This window comes from Pseudorhizobium xiangyangii, assembly GCF_020531965.1.
In the GTDB taxonomy this organism is placed as follows: Bacteria; Pseudomonadota; Alphaproteobacteria; order Rhizobiales; family Rhizobiaceae; genus Neorhizobium; species Neorhizobium xiangyangii.
Genome location: NZ_JAJAWH010000019.1, coordinates 1 through 14,483, shown reverse-complemented (window position 1 = coordinate 14,483; position 14,483 = coordinate 1). Strand labels below are relative to the sequence as shown.

The following is a 14,483-nucleotide window of genomic DNA, read 5'->3' as shown; positions in this document are numbered from 1 at the left end:
CATAGGCGGCGGCAAGCAAGGTGGAGTCTGCCGGTATTGGAGCGTGGTGGCGTGAAGCAATAGTCGCCAAAGCGGCAAAAAACGCGGGCAAGCCACGAACTGGATCGCTCCCCGCGGGGAGGGGCAATTTCGAGGAAAATGCGGAATGCGCGAAAGGCGCCGCGGTGTGGTCTACCGAGCGGCGCCTTAAGTATCGATTGCCCGAAAAGGTTCGGTCTAGTGGCGATACTGCTGGATACGGGTGGTGCGGAGGCCCGCAAGCCCATGATCGTTGATGGAGGACTGCCAGGACAGGAATTCCTCCACAGTCAGGGTGTACCGCTCACAAGCCTCTTCAAGGCTCAATAGCCCACCCCGTACCGCGGCGACGACCTCAGCCTTGCGTCGAATGACCCAGCGTCGGGTATTCGCCGGAGGCAAATCGGCAATCGTCAACGGACTGCCATCGGGGCCGATGACATATTTCACTCGGGGACGTATCATTTCGGTCATGGAACTCTCTACACAAACACAAGACCACGTGGAGAACCCTAGTCCGGCAGTTTTAACATTTACCTAAATGTGGCGAAGCATTTGTTCCAAAAAGATTCGGAACGGGAAATTGTGCACTTGCAGGTGGACCGGAACGGGATTTCTCCGCCAAGGGAGACGTTCTTTCGCTAAAGTAACGTCGCAGCTGTGTGTTTCCTTCGCCCAATTGCAACGTGGCCGATCCAGTATGATGAAGGCAGAGGGTGTCGCCTTCGGCCAATGCGAATATTCCGCTTGCCGATTGACTGCCCGAGCTTCCAGACGGTCCGGCCAGCGCCAGCTTTTCCTGAGAACCGTTGACGACCAGAGCCGTCACGTGACCGGAGGAAGAGGCAATCCGGACGTTGAGGCAAATGAGATAGAGGCCGTCCGCAGGTACCACGACGAGGTTGCCGCCGGCGAGTGTGGCAGCGCCGAGGGAGAAGCCGCCCTGATTGACGTCGCCTTGTTGACCTTGATCTGGTGACCATGGCCCGCATGGTTGAACAGCGATGCGCCGGACGACACCACAAGACGATTAATGGCATCGGGCGTGGCGTTGACGCCAAGCGTGTCGAATTCGGCAGACGGGGATTGAATGTCCCGCCAGCTGCCGGAAGAGAACACTTTCAAAACGCCGGCCGAGGCAAACCAGGCGCGCCACCCTTCCCGTGGATCGAGGAAGCTCCATGCTCCATCCTGCCATGTGGCGATCATCCCGTCCTTGTCGATCAGCCCGAGGATCCGGGTGTGCCGACGATGAAGCTTGCGCCATAGGCGGGCAGGGCCGGTGGTTCCTGTATTTCGTCAACTACAGTCAGGTGCAGAAGGGTGTCGAGTAACAGTAGTGCCTCGTTGTGGGTGACGTGTTTTAGCGCCTGAGAAGGAAGGATGAAGGGTAGGTTCAGGTTCGGCGTAGTGTCGGCCATGGTCATCGCTCCGGTTAGGGCGACAGAGTATGAGCGTTTGCGCGGATGTGGACGTAAACATAACTAAGCTATTGTTTTACATGATGCAGTGCGGCATGGTTGCTTAGCTACGAAGAATAGAAGGTGTGTGGGCCGTCGCCCGGCGGCTCATCCCTGTCGCTTGTTCAGGATCATCGCGGGTAATCTTGTGCCTTTGCGCCGGGTTATCGGCTGTTTTTTGCTCCTGGCTGCCCAAAATTTGAAAAATTAGCCACTTGCATGTGCATATTGTTGAGAACCGAAAGGTTTTCGACGAACTCTCGGCTTTTTGTCTTCACATTTATGCTGAAAACGGTATTGGATGCCCCCCGGAGTCCACAGGACCCGAGGGTCAAGAATATGAGACACGGCCGACGGGGACCGTGTCCGGGGGAAAATATATGGAGTACTTTATCCAGCAGCTCGCCAATGGGCTGACACTTGGATCCATCTACGGCCTTATCGCAATCGGCTATACGATGGTTTACGGCATCATCGGCATGATCAACTTTGCTCATGGTGACATATTCATGCTCGGCGGCTTTGCCGCCCTGATAGTCTTTCTTATCGTCACGTCGTTCTTCGCGGGTGTTCCGGTAGCCCTGATGCTGCTGATCATGCTGGTCGTCGCGATGCTGATGACAAGCCTTTGGAACTGGACGATCGAGCGGGTGGCATATCGCCCGCTGCGCGGTTCGTTCCGTCTGGCGCCGCTGATCACCGCGATCGGCATGTCGATCGTGCTGTCCAACTTCATCCAGGTGACGCAGGGTCCGCGCAACAAGCCGATTCCCGCCTTGGTGAGTGACGTCTACCATTTCGGAGCGATCACGATCTCCCTGAAGCAGATCATCATCGTCGTGGTGACCGCTGTTCTGCTGACGATCTTCTGGTACATCGTCAACAAGACGCCTCTCGGCCGCGCTCAGCGCGCCACCGAGCAGGACCGGAAGATGGCCGCCTTATTGGGCGTCGATGTCGACCGCACAATCTCCATCACGTTCGTCATGGGTGCCGCGCTCGCTGCCGTCGCCGGTACGATGTACTTGATGTACTATGGCGTGGCCTCGTTCAACGACGGCTTTATTCCCGGGGTGAAAGCCTTCACGGCCGCCGTCCTCGGAGGCATCGGTTCGCTTCCGGGCGCCGTTCTCGGCGGTCTGCTGATCGGGTTGATCGAGTCCCTGTGGTCGGCGTATTTCACGATCGCATACAAGGACGTGGCGACGTTTGCGCTGCTGGCATTCGTGCTGATCTTCAAGCCGACCGGCATCCTTGGACGCCCGGAAGTGGAGAAAGTCTGACATGACGCAGTCTTCCGCTTCTGAAAATCTGATGGGTAAGGCCCTGAAGGAGGCGCTGTTCGCCGGCGCCACAGCCTTCGGCCTGTTCCTTCTGTACGTCGGCATCGAGACCTACCAGAACATCAACAATCAGCTGGTCTGGCGCACGCGCTGGGGCATGCTGGCGATCTTCGTGGTGATTGCGGCCGTCAGCCGCTTCCTCATGGTCGCCTTCATCGTGCCACATCTCGATCGTCGCAAGCTTGCCAAGGCAAAGTCCGGCATCCTTGAAATCTCGGACGAGAAGAGCTTCTTCCACAAGCACTTCCTGAAAATCGCGCTCTTTGCGCTGGTGATCTATCCGATGGTATCGGTGATGCTCGCCGGTACGCAGGGCTCGCTGAAATATGTAGACAACTTCGGCATCCAGATTCTCATCTACGTGATGCTGGCCTGGGGTCTCAACATCGTCGTCGGTCTCGCCGGCCTGCTCGACCTCGGCTACGTGGCGTTCTATGCGGTGGGTGCCTATTCCTACGCACTCCTGTCAGAACATTTCGGGCTCTCCTTCTGGGTCCTGTTGCCGCTTTCCGGTATTCTGGCGGCCTTCTGGGGCATCATCCTGGGCTTTCCGGTTCTGCGCTTGCGGGGCGACTACCTGGCAATCGTGACGCTTGCCTTCGGTGAGATCATCCGTCTCGTGCTGATCAACTGGACGGCTGTCACGAAGGGCACGTTCGGCATTTCCGGTATCCCGAAGGCATCCGTCTTCGGTATCTGGTCCTTCGATATCGGTGCGGCGAACAACTTCACCAAGGCCTTTGGCCTGCCGATGTCGTCCGCCTACTACAAGATCTTCCTCTTCTATCTGATCCTGGCGCTCTGCATGCTGACGGCCTATGTGACGATCAAACTTCGCCGCATGCCGATCGGCCGCGCCTGGGAAGCACTGCGCGAGGACGAGATTGCCTGCCGTTCGCTCGGCATCAATACGGTCACCACCAAGCTTACGGCATTCGCGATCGGTGCGATGTTCGGCGGCTTCGCCGGCGCCTTCTTCGCCACCCGCCAGGGCTTCGTCTCTCCGGAAAGCTTCGTCTTCCTGGAATCGGCCGTAATCCTTGCTATCGTCGTTCTCGGCGGCATGGGCTCGTTGACAGGCATCGCAATTGCTGCGGTGGTGATGGTCGGCGGCACCGAGCTTCTGCGTGAAATGGAGTTCCTGAAGCACGTCTTCGGCCCGGACTTCACGCCGGAACTCTACCGCATGCTGCTCTTCGGCCTGGCTATGATCATCGTCATGGTGTTCAAGCCGCGCGGCTTCGTCGGTTCACGTGAACCCACTGCCTTCCTCAAGGAACGCAAGGCCGTCTCCGGAAGCTTCACGAAGGAGGGACACGGCTGATGACCCTCGGAACCGATACGATGACGTCCAATATCACCGGTGAACCGATCCTGAAGGTCGAACACCTGTCGATGAAGTTCGGCGGCCTGATGGCCATTAACGACTTCTCGTTCGAAGCCAAGCGCGGTGAGATCACCGCGTTGATCGGCCCGAACGGCGCGGGAAAGACGACCGTCTTCAACTGCATCACCGGCTTCTACAAGCCGACGATGGGGATGATCACGCTGACGCAGAAGCGTGGCGAGCACCATTTGCTCGAACGCCTTCGCGACTTCGAGATCACCAAGATCGCGAAAGTATCGAGGACCTTCCAGAACATTCGCCTGTTTTCGGGCCTGACCGTTCTGGAAAACCTTCTGGTGGCACAGCACAACGCGCTGATGAGGGCGTCCGGCTATACCATCCTGGGTCTCCTCGGCTTTCCGACATACCGCAAGGCATCGCAGGCGGCGGTCGACAAGGCCCGCTACTGGCTGGAGAAGGCAGATCTCGTCGATCGTGCCGACGATCCGGCAGGCGATCTGCCCTACGGGGCGCAGCGGCGTCTGGAAATCATACGTGCCATGTGCACCGAACCGGAACTGCTCTGCCTGGACGAACCGGCCGCCGGCCTCAATCCACGCGAGTCAGCAGCACTCAACACGCTGCTGCATTCGATCCGTGACGAGGGTGTCTCCATCCTTCTGATCGAACACGACATGTCGGTGGTCATGGAAATCTCCGATCACGTCGTCGTTTTGGAATATGGCCAGAAGATATCTGACGGCACGCCCGATCACGTGAAGAACGATCCGAAGGTGATCGCGGCGTATCTCGGCGTCGAGGATGATGAAGTTGAAGAAATTGCAGAAAAGCTCGACGAGGGGACGGTTTGATGGCCGATGAAGCCCTTCTGAAAGTCCAGGGTGTCGAAACCTACTATGGCAACATCCGCGCGCTCGCAGGCGTCGATGTCGAGGTCCACAAGGGCGAGATCGTCAGCCTGATCGGTGCCAATGGTGCCGGCAAGTCGACACTGATGATGACCATTTGCGGCAGCCCTCAGGCACGCACCGGTCAGGTCATTTTCGATGGCGAGGACATTACCAAGGTCCCGACCCACCTGATTGCCCGCAGGCGCATCGCCCAATCGCCGGAAGGTCGCCGTATCTTCCCGCGCATGACGGTGCTGGAAAACCTGCAGATGGGCGCCAATCTCGACAACCTCAAATACTTCAAAGAGGACGTCGAGAAGATCTTCACGCTCTTCCCGCGGCTCAAGGAGCGGCAGAGCCAACGGGGCGGCACGCTTTCCGGTGGCGAGCAGCAGATGCTGTCGATCGGGCGCGCGTTGATGGCGCGGCCTAAGCTGCTGTTGCTGGACGAGCCGTCTCTCGGTCTGGCGCCCCTGATCGTGAAGGGCATTTTCGAGGCCATCAAGAAGCTGAACCAGGAAGAGGGGCTGACCGTCTTTCTGGTGGAGCAGAACGCGTTCGCGGCCCTCAGGCTGTCGGATCGCGCCTATGTGATGGTCAACGGCAAGGTGACGATGACGGGTTCTGGCAGGGAATTGCTCGCCAATCCGGAAGTTCGGGCTGCCTACCTCGAAGGCGGCCGGCACTGAGCCGCGCAGCAGGGAGACATTGAGATGCAAGGATTATTTTTCGAAACGGACACCGGCGTCCGCTACGTCCTGCGTGGGCTCGTCATGCTGATCGCCTTCTGGACGGCCTGGCGAACAGGCAAGGCCGTTGCGGAAGGTTGGGACAACTTTCCGACGGTGGTGATCTACACACTGTTGCTGGGCGTGGTGTTGCGTTTCCTTCACTATGCCCTGTTCCAGGGCCCCTTTATCAGCCCGTTCTTCTACGTCATCGACGTGGTGCTTCTTCTGGTGTTTGCGACGGTCGGATTCCGTATGCGTCGCACCCGCCAGATGGTGCAAAACTACTACTGGCTATACGATCAGACCTCAGCTTTCTCATGGAAGAAGAAAGATTGACAGTCGCGGAGACTTGGCCTCAGATTGGGCAAAAGGTTGAACCGCGAAGAACCTAGAGTGGAACAGTTTCCGGCGCGATAAAGGTGGGTATCGCGCAGGCTTTCGTAACCTCACCCGCTTATAAAAACTGGGAGTAACATAATGAAGAAGTCTCTTCTTTCTGCCGTTGCGCTGACCGCGGTCGTCGCTTTCGGTGGCAGCGCGTGGGCTGACGTGCTGATCGGCGTAGGCGGTCCGTTCACCGGCCCGAACGCCGCATTCGGCGCACAGTTGCAGAGGGGCGCCGAGCAGGCTGCGGCAGATATCAATGCTGCCGGCGGCATCAACGGCGAGCAGATCAAGATCGTCCTCGGCGACGACGTTTCCGACCCGAAGCAGGGTATCTCCGTTGCCAACAAGTTCGTTGCTGACGGCGTGAAGTTCGTTGTCGGTCACTTCAACTCCGGCGTTTCGATCCCGGCTTCGGAAGTGTATGCCGAAAACGGCATCCTCGAGATCACGCCTGCTGCAACCAACCCTGTGTTCACCGAGCGCGGCCTGTGGAACACGTTCCGCACCTGCGGCCGTGACGACCAGCAGGGCGGCGTTGCCGGCAAGTATCTCGCCGATAACTTCAAAGATGCAAAGATCGCCATCATCGACGACAAGACGCCTTACGGTCAGGGTCTTGCCGAAGAGACCAAGAAGGCTGCCAACGCTGCTGGCCTCACGGAAGTCGTTCGTGAAGGCGTCAACACCGGCGACAAGGACTTCTCGGCGCTCATCGCGAAGATGAAGGAAGCCGGCGTCACGATCATCTACTGGGGTGGCCTCCACACGGAAGCTGGCCTGATCATCCGCCAGGCTGCTGACCAGGGCCTCGACGCAACGCTGATTTCCGGCGATGGTATCGTGTCGAACGAACTGGCTTCGATCGCAGGTGATGCGGTCGAAGGCACGCTCAACACCTTCGGTCCTGATCCGACGCTGCGTCCGGAAAACAAGGAACTCGTAGAGAAGTTCAAGGCTGCCGGCTTCAACCCCGAAGCCTACACGCTCTACTCCTACGCTGCCGTTCAGACGATCGCTGCCGCCGCCAAGGCTGCCGAGTCGATCGACGCGGAAGCCGTCGCTACGGCGATGAAGGAAAAGGGTCCGTTCACGACGGCGCTGGGCGATATCTCCTTCGACGAAAAGGGCGACCCGAAGCTTCCGGGCTACGTCATGTACGAGTGGAAGAAGGGTCCTGACGGCAACTTCAGCTACTTCCAGAAGGATAGCTGATAGCTCGTCTATCGGTTTGAAATCGAGAAAGCCCGGCTTCGGCCGGGCTTTTGCGTTTGTGCAAGTCTGAACGTGCGGCCGACGTCCCGGATGGGTCAGAGCGTCAACTGACTCAGTATGAATGTTGCGCGATCTTCCACGGCGATCCTTGGCAGGATGACGACGTCGTAGCCGAGCGCCTTGTAGGCGGTGAGCAGGCGGTCGTATTCGGCGATTGCCGTCTCAAGCCCGTGCTGCCGTTCCTCATCCTGCCGGTAGATCTCGGGCCAGGGCGGCGTCAGGAAAACACGCTGATGGTAACGGTGAACCGTCCCGAGGCCGCAGAGCGCAGGCGCACCGGACGCATGTTCCAGGGCCGCCGCCGCATCAACCAGGCTGCGGTCGAAGAAAACCCATCCGGGCGTGTTGCGCATGGCCTCCCGATCCGCGAGCGCCATGGCGACAGCCCTTTCTGCAAATGCTCCAAGGTCGACCCAGGGGAGGGCGCTGCCATCGCCTTTCATCTCCTCGGCGACGATACGCCTGCCGGGCTCCGGCACGATTGCGTGTCCGCGTTGCGCCAGTTCATCCAGCAGCGTGGATTTTCCGCCGCCGGAGCAGCCGGAGATGACAACGAAATTTTCCATGAGTGCAACTCCCGACGAATAGCTACGGGTTCATTTTCAGGAGCATGGAGGGTCGTCCCTGTATGGCTGGGTCAATCTGCGCCGGGCCTTGCGGCTCACGCCTCGTAGAGAACCTGCGCCGCCCTGACGGCTGCCGAGGCACGGTTCTCGACGCCGAGCTTCACGTAGATCTGCTCGAGGTGCTTGTTCACCGTTCGGGCCGAGAGGCCGAGGATATCGCCGATATCACGGTTCGGCTTGCCTTTGGCGATCCACTCCAGCACTTCCGATTCCCTGAGCGTGAGGGCGAAATGCTGGCGAAGAACATCGGCGCCGGAGCGCTGGCTGGCGGCTGTCAGGCGGAAAAGATACTCGTCCGCGCCGATCGCACCAAGAAAGGCAAACTGCAGGCTCGCCTGTCCGTCTCCGGCCAGAGAGAAGGAACCTTCGCGCGGCGCGCCCGACTTTGAGCGATCCGCCATCCAGCCGGCGATATGGCTTGCGACCACATCCAGGCCGTCGTCGCTGCCTGTCGCCGCCTTGACGAGGCGCGTTGCCTGCGGCGTCGACCAGTGAATGCTGCCATCACCCTTGACCGCCAGAAGATGACGGCCTGCGGCATCGAGCGCAACGCGGGCGCTCTGCGCCGACCGGGCGTTGGCAAGGTGGACGCGGATCCTGGCTCTCAACTCGTCGATGTTGATCGGCTTTGTGAGGTAGTCGACACCCCCGGAATCCAGCGCATTCACCACATGCTCCGTTTCCGTCAATCCGGTCATGAAGATCACCGGCACCTGCGACACTGCCGGATTGGTCTTCAACCTGCGACAGGTGGAAAAACCGTCCATGGCGGGCATCACGGCGTCCATGAGGATCAGGTCCGGCGTGATGCGCTCGATGATGTTGAGGGCGGCCTGTCCGGATGTCGCGATCAGCACCGAAAAGCCTGACTGTTCCAGCGCATCGGTCAGGAAGCCCAGCGTCTCTGGACTGTCATCCACCAGCAGGACGATGTCGCGGGGAAGGGGCGCGTCAGCCATCGGCGGCGTGGTCTCCACTGAACCGGTTGAGGAACGTCATGTAGCCATCCAAATCGAAGGCCTGCACATAGGCTCCAAGCTCCGTCACGAAGGGGCGGTGCTGTTCCGATTGCGCAAGGTCGGCGAGTTTCGTTTCGATACCCCGGACGTAGCCGATCTCACCGAGCCGCAACAGGTCCTGCAGGTGATTTTCTCCTGGACTGGTGATCATCGGCGGGGTCGGGGCCGCGATCTGCTTCGGGTCGTCGTCATAGACCCATGTGAGGCCGAGGTGCGCCGCGAGCCGGTCGCTGAGATGGCGAACATCAACCGGTTTTCCGATCGCATCGTTATGGCCTTCAGCGGTTGCGGCAGAGCCGTCGCCGATATTGGCGGACAGCATGACGATCGGCGCCGCCTGCCCGTTGTCGCGCAGCTTCGTCACCAGATCCCAGCCGCTCATCCCCGGCATGGAGATGTCGACCAGGAAAAGGTCCGGCTTCACGCCCTCGATAAGGGTCAGACAGTCGGGGCCGCTATTGGCCGTCAGCACCACGAAATCCATAGGTGCAAGTACTTCGCGCATCAGGTCGCGATGGTCCTCATTGTCGTCCACCACGACGATCGTCCTGCGAGGCCCGGTATAGGAGACGATCTTCCGCTCAGGCGCGGGGGCGGTGCTTGGCCGGTCGATGGCTGAGAGCATCAGCCGCACGCGGAAGGTCGAACCCTCGTCCTTGACGCTTGCTGCCGAGATTTCGCCACCCAGGGTGTTGGTGAGCAGTTGCGTGATCGTGAGGCCGAGGCCGAGGCCGGGCATCGGTTTCACGCTGTCGGCCTCGCCGCGCTGGAATGGCTCGTAGATGCGACCGAGATCCTTTTCCGCGATGCCGCGGCCGGTATCCTTTACCGTAAACGTCGCGACCTGGCTTCGGTAGGCGACGTCGAAGTTGATCGTGCCGGCGTCGGTGAACTTGATTGCGTTCGACAGGAGGTTGACGAGGATCTGGCGCAGGCGCTTTTCGTCGGTGCGGACATAGAGCGGCAGCGAGCGGGCGCGCTCGTGATCGAACCGCAGCCCCTTGGCATTCGCCTGGAGCGAAAACATTTCGACGATCTGGTCGAGGAAGTCCTGGATGTTGATTTCGTTGGAATAGACCTGCAGCCTTCCTGCCTCGATCTTCGAGATATCGAGCAGCCCGTCGATCAGGCCGGAAAGGTGGTCGGCCGACCGCTTGATGACCCTGATCGCCGATTGACGCGGCTGGGGGATGGTTTCGTCCCGCTCCAGGATCTGCGCATACCCCATGACGGCGTTGAGGGGGGTGCGCAACTCGTGGGACAGGCCGACCACATAACGGCTTTTGGCACGGTTGGCGGCTTCGGCAGTCTCCTTGGCGTCCTGCAGCGCCGCGTCGGTTTTCTTGTGCGCTGAGATCTCCTTGAGCAGCAGCGTGTTCTGGCGTGAGGATTCCTCCTCGGCCACGACCCGGCTGTCATGGGCAAGCACGTAGAACCACGAGACGATGCCCGCGATGACGGCAAAGACGAAGAAGACGATGACGATCGTGCTGTAGATGACTTCGGCGTTCGCCGGTGCTGCCTGACCCGCCTGATAGCCGATCATCGCCAGGATGACGCCGATGATGGAGATGGATATGACCGCGGCAATCGCATAGCGTCCGAGCCGCGTGGTGAGCTTGGCGACGATGGTCTGCGGCAGCACCGTTCTCGCTACGGCCCCTACCTGCGCATTGAGCTTTGCCTTCGGCTTGCACATGTCGTGGCAGCGGCTGTCGAGCGAGCAGCATAGCGAGCAGATGGGGGCGGCGTAGGCCGGGCACCAGGCCATGTCTTCCGGCTCGAAGGGATGCTCGCAAATGGAGCAGGTGATGGAGCCGAGGTTCTTCCAGCTGTGGCGCGGCTTGCGGGCGAGATAGAACCTGCCTTTCGTTGCCACCGCAATGGCCGGAGAGATGACGAAGGCTGTAAGCGTAAGATAGGTGGACAGCGATGCCATGACCTGTCCGAACAGGCCGAAATGGGCGGCAAGCGCAATGGCGGCCGAGCCGGTCATTGCGCCGAGCCCGACCGGGTTGAGGTCATACAGATGCGCGCGCTTGAACTCGATGCCTTCAGGCGACAGGCCGAGCGGTTTGTTGATGAACAGATCGGCCGAAATGGTGCACAGCCAGGCCATGGCGATGATCGAGAAGATCCCGAGCGTCGCCTCCAGCAGCCGGTAGATGCCGAGTTCCATCAACAACAGTGCAATCGCGACGTTGAAGATCAACCATACGACCCGGCCCGGATGGCTGTGCGTCAGGCGGGAAAAGAAGTTCGACCAGGCCAGCGACCCGGCGTAGGCATTCATCACGTTGATCTTGAGCTGCGACACGACGACGAAGGCGGCCATCAGCATGAGTGCCGCCGTCTCGTTGGGGACCATGTAGCCGAAGGCGACGAGATACATGTGCGCCGGATCTGCGGCGTCGCCCACCGGCACGGCGGTTGAAAGCGCCAGAACCGCGAGGAAGGAGCCGGCAAGCAGCTTGGGTACGCCGACCACGACCCAGCCCGGGCCTGCAAGGAAGACCGCAAGCCGGTGCCGCCACTTCCGTTGTCCCTCGGCGGGCAGGAAGCGCAAGAAATCCACCTGCTCGCCGATCTGCGGCATCAACGCCAGGATCACGGCGGAGGCGGCTCCGAATTCCAGGAGGTTGAACGGCGCGACGCCGCTCACTTCCGCATTCGAATGGCCGATGCCGGCGAAGGAGCGCCAGAGATCGAACTTTTCCCAGTCGAGGAATGCGATGAAAAGGAAGGGCAGGATGTTCAGGATGATCCAGAACGGCTGGGTCATGATCTGGAAGCGGGAGATCAGCCGCACACCGTAGATCACCAGCGGTATCACCACGACGGCGCTGATGATGTAGCCGATCCATGGCGGAATGCCGAAAGCAAGCTCCAGCGCCCCCGTCATGATCGAGGCCTCGATTGCAAACAGCATGAAGGTGAAGCTTGCATAGATCAGCGAGGTGATGGTCGAGCCGATATAGCCGAAGCTTGCGCCGCGGGTCAGGAGGTCGATGTCCACTCCGTGGCGGATCGCGTAGCGGCTGATCGGCCATCCCACGACCAGCATGACGACCGCCGCCGCAAGAATGGCATAGAAGGCGTTGGTGGTGCCGTAGGAAAGGGTGATCGCGCCACCGATAGCCTCCAGCGCAAGGAAGGAAATGGCGCCGATGGCAGTGTGGGAAATGCGGCTGGACGAAAAACGGCGGGCGCTCTTGGCCGTGAAGCGAAGCGCATAGTCCTCCAGCGTCTGGTCCGCAACCCAGCGGTTATACTCCCGCCGGACCGGGATGATGCGTTGCCGTGCGGCCATGCCTAATATCTAGCGCCTGCGGTGAGGTGACTTCGGATTAGGCACTTTCGTGCCTGGCCTTTGATTTTGCAAGCCCTCCGGACGCAGTATCAGAGGTGCCGCACCGACAGGGCTCCGCCCCACTTGCCGTTGAGGTAGTCGCAGACGAGGCGCCGATGGCATTGATGCGGCGTGTCCTCCGAGCAGAGCAGACAACCTCCGTCGAACTCTTCGGCCCTGAACCGGCTTTCTATCTTGCGGTCCGACATGAGGTGGAGGAAGTCGCGCTGGAAGACACTCCAGTCGCCTTTCTGTTTCTTGAAGGCGGCCATGATTTCCTCGGTAGGCGCCAGTTGCGGCTCGTGGATATAGCCGGCACCGCAGATCGTGCGCAGGAAATAGGCGAGGTCATCGGACTTGGCGAAGCCCGCGAGCTGAGACGTGTTGTGCAGCCGCACATCGATTACCGTCTTTACCTTGGCTTGCCGGAGGCGATCGAAGAAGCCCTCCGCGCTCGTTTTCGTGAAGCCGATCGTTGTCACGTCCATCCGGACCTCCCGCATTCGACCTCATTTCGCGGCAGTCCTTTTCACCTGTCAACGGGTTGCCTCCAAGGTCGCACTCCGGGTGGAGTTTCCGCTTCTCCCCCTCCGGTACGTCAAACGACGTATACGGGTTTGCGGTGCAGCATCGGATAGTCCGGTCAGCAACGGTCACGTTTTCACATCCGCTTGCCAACGAACGAGAAGAGGGGTTCGAACCAATGACATTCAAGGCAAAGCTTGGCGGCGCGCTCATCGCCGCAGCCCTGTCGACCACCGCCTTCAGTGGCGCGCTGGCACAGGAAGAGACAATCAAGATCGGTGTCCTGCACTCACTGTCCGGCACGATGGCGATTTCGGAAACGACGCTGAAAGACGCCATGCTGATGCTCGTCGAAGAGCAGAACAAGAAGGGTGGCGTTCTCGGCAAGAAGCTCGAGGCTGTCGTCGTCGATCCTGCCTCGGACTGGCCGCTGTTCGCCGAAAAGGCTCGCCAGCTGATTTCGCAGGACAAGGTCGCTGCCGTCTTCGGTTGCTGGACGTCCTCGTCGCGCAAGTCGGTCCTGCCGGTGTTCGAAGAGCTGAACTCGATCCTCTTCTACCCGGTCCAGTACGAGGGTGAAGAATCCTCGCGCAACATCTTCTACACGGGCGCTGCGCCGAACCAGCAGGCCATCCCCGCCGTCGACTATCTGGCCAGCACCGAAGGCGTCGAGCGCTGGGTCCTCGCCGGTACCGACTACGTCTATCCGCAGACGACCAATAAGATCCTCAAGGCCTACCTGATGTCCAAGGGCGTGGCCGAAGAGGACATCATGATCAACTACACGCCGTTCGGTCATTCCGACTGGCAGACGATCGTGACCGACATCAAGAACTTCGGTTCCGCCGGCAAGAAGACCGCCGTCGTCTCCACCATCAACGGCGACGCCAACGTGCCGTTCTACAAGGAACTCGCCAATCAGGGCGTCAAGGCCGAAGACATTCCGGTCGTCGCCTTCTCGGTCGGTGAAGAAGAACTCGCCGGTCTCGATACCGCGCCGCTCGTCGGCCACCTTGCAGCCTGGAACTACTTCCAGTCCGTCGATGCGGAGGTCAACGCCGAGTTCATCGAAACCTGGCACGCCTTCACCAAGAATGACAAGCGCGTCACCAACGATCCGATGGAAGCCGCCTACATCGGCTTCAATGCCTGGGTGAAGGCGGTCGAAGCTGCCGGCACGACCGATACGGATGCCGTTCTCGACAACATCATCGGCGTTTCCGTTCCGAACCTCTCGGGCGGCACCTCTACCGTCATGCCGAACCACCACATCACCAAGCCGGTGCTGATCGGTGAATTCCAGGCTGACGGCCAGTTCGAAGTCGTTCAGGAAACGCCTGCCATCGTCGGTGACGAATGGTCGGACTTCCTGCCCGACTCCAAGGACCTGATCGCCGATTGGCGCAAGCCGATGGAGTGCGGCAACTTCAACGTTGCCACCGGCAAGTGCGGCGGCAAGGGAAGCTGATCCGCTCATCATGAACTGAGGGGAAAACCCCTCCCCAACCCCTCCCC

At 60.1% G+C, this 14,483-nt stretch carries 14 protein-coding genes; 7 read left to right on the top strand and 7 right to left on the bottom strand.

From position 1 onward, the window contains the following. Positions 1 to 216: 216 nt before the first annotated feature. The 3 genes from sciP to LH464_RS24585 form a co-directional block, all read right to left on the bottom strand. Complete coding sequence (gene sciP / locus LH464_RS16975) at positions 217 to 492, bottom strand: CtrA inhibitor SciP (protein ID WP_018327815.1); 276 nt, start codon at positions 490 to 492, stop codon at positions 217 to 219. A gap of 351 nt (positions 493 to 843) precedes the next feature. After that, complete coding sequence (locus LH464_RS24590) at positions 844 to 1,227, bottom strand: DUF2793 domain-containing protein (RefSeq protein WP_255648448.1); 384 nt, start codon at positions 1,225 to 1,227, stop codon at positions 844 to 846. 14 nt (positions 1,228 to 1,241) lie between these two features. After that, the gene (locus LH464_RS24585) at positions 1,242 to 1,439 is read right to left on the bottom strand and encodes a DUF2793 domain-containing protein (RefSeq protein WP_255648447.1); all 198 of its coding nucleotides are present in this window, start codon (positions 1,437 to 1,439) and stop codon (positions 1,242 to 1,244) included. 419 nt (positions 1,440 to 1,858) lie between these two features. Here LH464_RS24585 and LH464_RS16965 point away from each other — a divergent pair, with 419 nt between their 5' ends. The 6 genes from LH464_RS16965 (at position 1,859) to LH464_RS16940 (ending at position 7,389) form a co-directional block, all read left to right on the top strand. Next, entirely contained in the window at positions 1,859 to 2,761 is a 903-nt protein-coding gene (locus tag LH464_RS16965) for a branched-chain amino acid ABC transporter permease (protein WP_226787590.1), read from the top strand. Position 2,762: 1 nt separating this feature from the next. Beyond that, positions 2,763 to 4,145, top strand: coding sequence for a high-affinity branched-chain amino acid ABC transporter permease LivM (gene livM, locus LH464_RS16960; protein ID WP_226787589.1), 1,383 nt, complete (start codon positions 2,763 to 2,765; stop codon positions 4,143 to 4,145). Next, a complete protein-coding gene (locus LH464_RS16955) occupies positions 4,145 to 5,020 on the top strand; it encodes an ABC transporter ATP-binding protein (RefSeq protein ID WP_226787588.1) in 876 nt (291 codons plus the stop codon). The genes livM and LH464_RS16955 overlap by 1 nt, the downstream gene beginning before the upstream one ends. Further along, positions 5,020 to 5,748 carry an ABC transporter ATP-binding protein gene (locus tag LH464_RS16950; protein WP_226787587.1) on the top strand — a complete coding sequence of 243 codons (729 nt, stop codon included), beginning with the start codon at positions 5,020 to 5,022 and terminating at the stop codon, positions 5,746 to 5,748. The genes LH464_RS16955 and LH464_RS16950 overlap by 1 nt, the downstream gene beginning before the upstream one ends. Before the next feature lie 24 nt (positions 5,749 to 5,772). Then, positions 5,773 to 6,126 carry a DUF6867 family protein gene (locus LH464_RS16945; protein ID WP_226787586.1) on the top strand — a complete coding sequence of 118 codons (354 nt, stop codon included), beginning with the start codon at positions 5,773 to 5,775 and terminating at the stop codon, positions 6,124 to 6,126. Positions 6,127 to 6,267: 141 nt separating this feature from the next. After that, the gene (locus LH464_RS16940) at positions 6,268 to 7,389 is read left to right on the top strand and encodes a branched-chain amino acid ABC transporter substrate-binding protein (RefSeq protein ID WP_226787585.1); all 1,122 of its coding nucleotides are present in this window, start codon (positions 6,268 to 6,270) and stop codon (positions 7,387 to 7,389) included. 95 nt (positions 7,390 to 7,484) lie between these two features. On the opposite strand, the gene LH464_RS16935 is transcribed toward LH464_RS16940, so the two are convergent. The 4 genes from LH464_RS16935 to LH464_RS16920 all read right to left on the bottom strand — a co-directional run bounded on the left by LH464_RS16935 (position 7,485) and on the right by LH464_RS16920 (position 12,931). After that, positions 7,485 to 8,015, bottom strand: a complete 531-nt coding sequence (locus LH464_RS16935; RefSeq protein ID WP_226787584.1) for an AAA family ATPase — start codon at positions 8,013 to 8,015, stop codon at positions 7,485 to 7,487. 95 nt (positions 8,016 to 8,110) lie between these two features. After that, complete coding sequence (locus LH464_RS16930) at positions 8,111 to 9,034, bottom strand: response regulator (protein WP_226787583.1); 924 nt, start codon at positions 9,032 to 9,034, stop codon at positions 8,111 to 8,113. Then, on the bottom strand, positions 9,027 to 12,404 hold the full coding sequence (locus LH464_RS16925) for a hybrid sensor histidine kinase/response regulator (RefSeq protein ID WP_226787582.1): 3,378 nt from the start codon (positions 12,402 to 12,404) through the stop codon (positions 9,027 to 9,029). Before LH464_RS16925 ends, LH464_RS16930 begins: the two co-directional genes overlap by 8 nt. An 89-nt stretch (positions 12,405 to 12,493) precedes the next feature. Continuing rightward, a complete protein-coding gene (locus LH464_RS16920) occupies positions 12,494 to 12,931 on the bottom strand; it encodes a DUF488 domain-containing protein (protein WP_226787581.1) in 438 nt (145 codons plus the stop codon). A 215-nt stretch (positions 12,932 to 13,146) separates the two neighbouring features. Between LH464_RS16920 and urtA the strand changes: the two genes are divergently transcribed. Next, positions 13,147 to 14,436, top strand: a complete 1,290-nt coding sequence (urtA, locus tag LH464_RS16915) for an urea ABC transporter substrate-binding protein (RefSeq protein ID WP_226787580.1) — start codon at positions 13,147 to 13,149, stop codon at positions 14,434 to 14,436. Positions 14,437 to 14,483 lie beyond the last annotated feature (47 nt).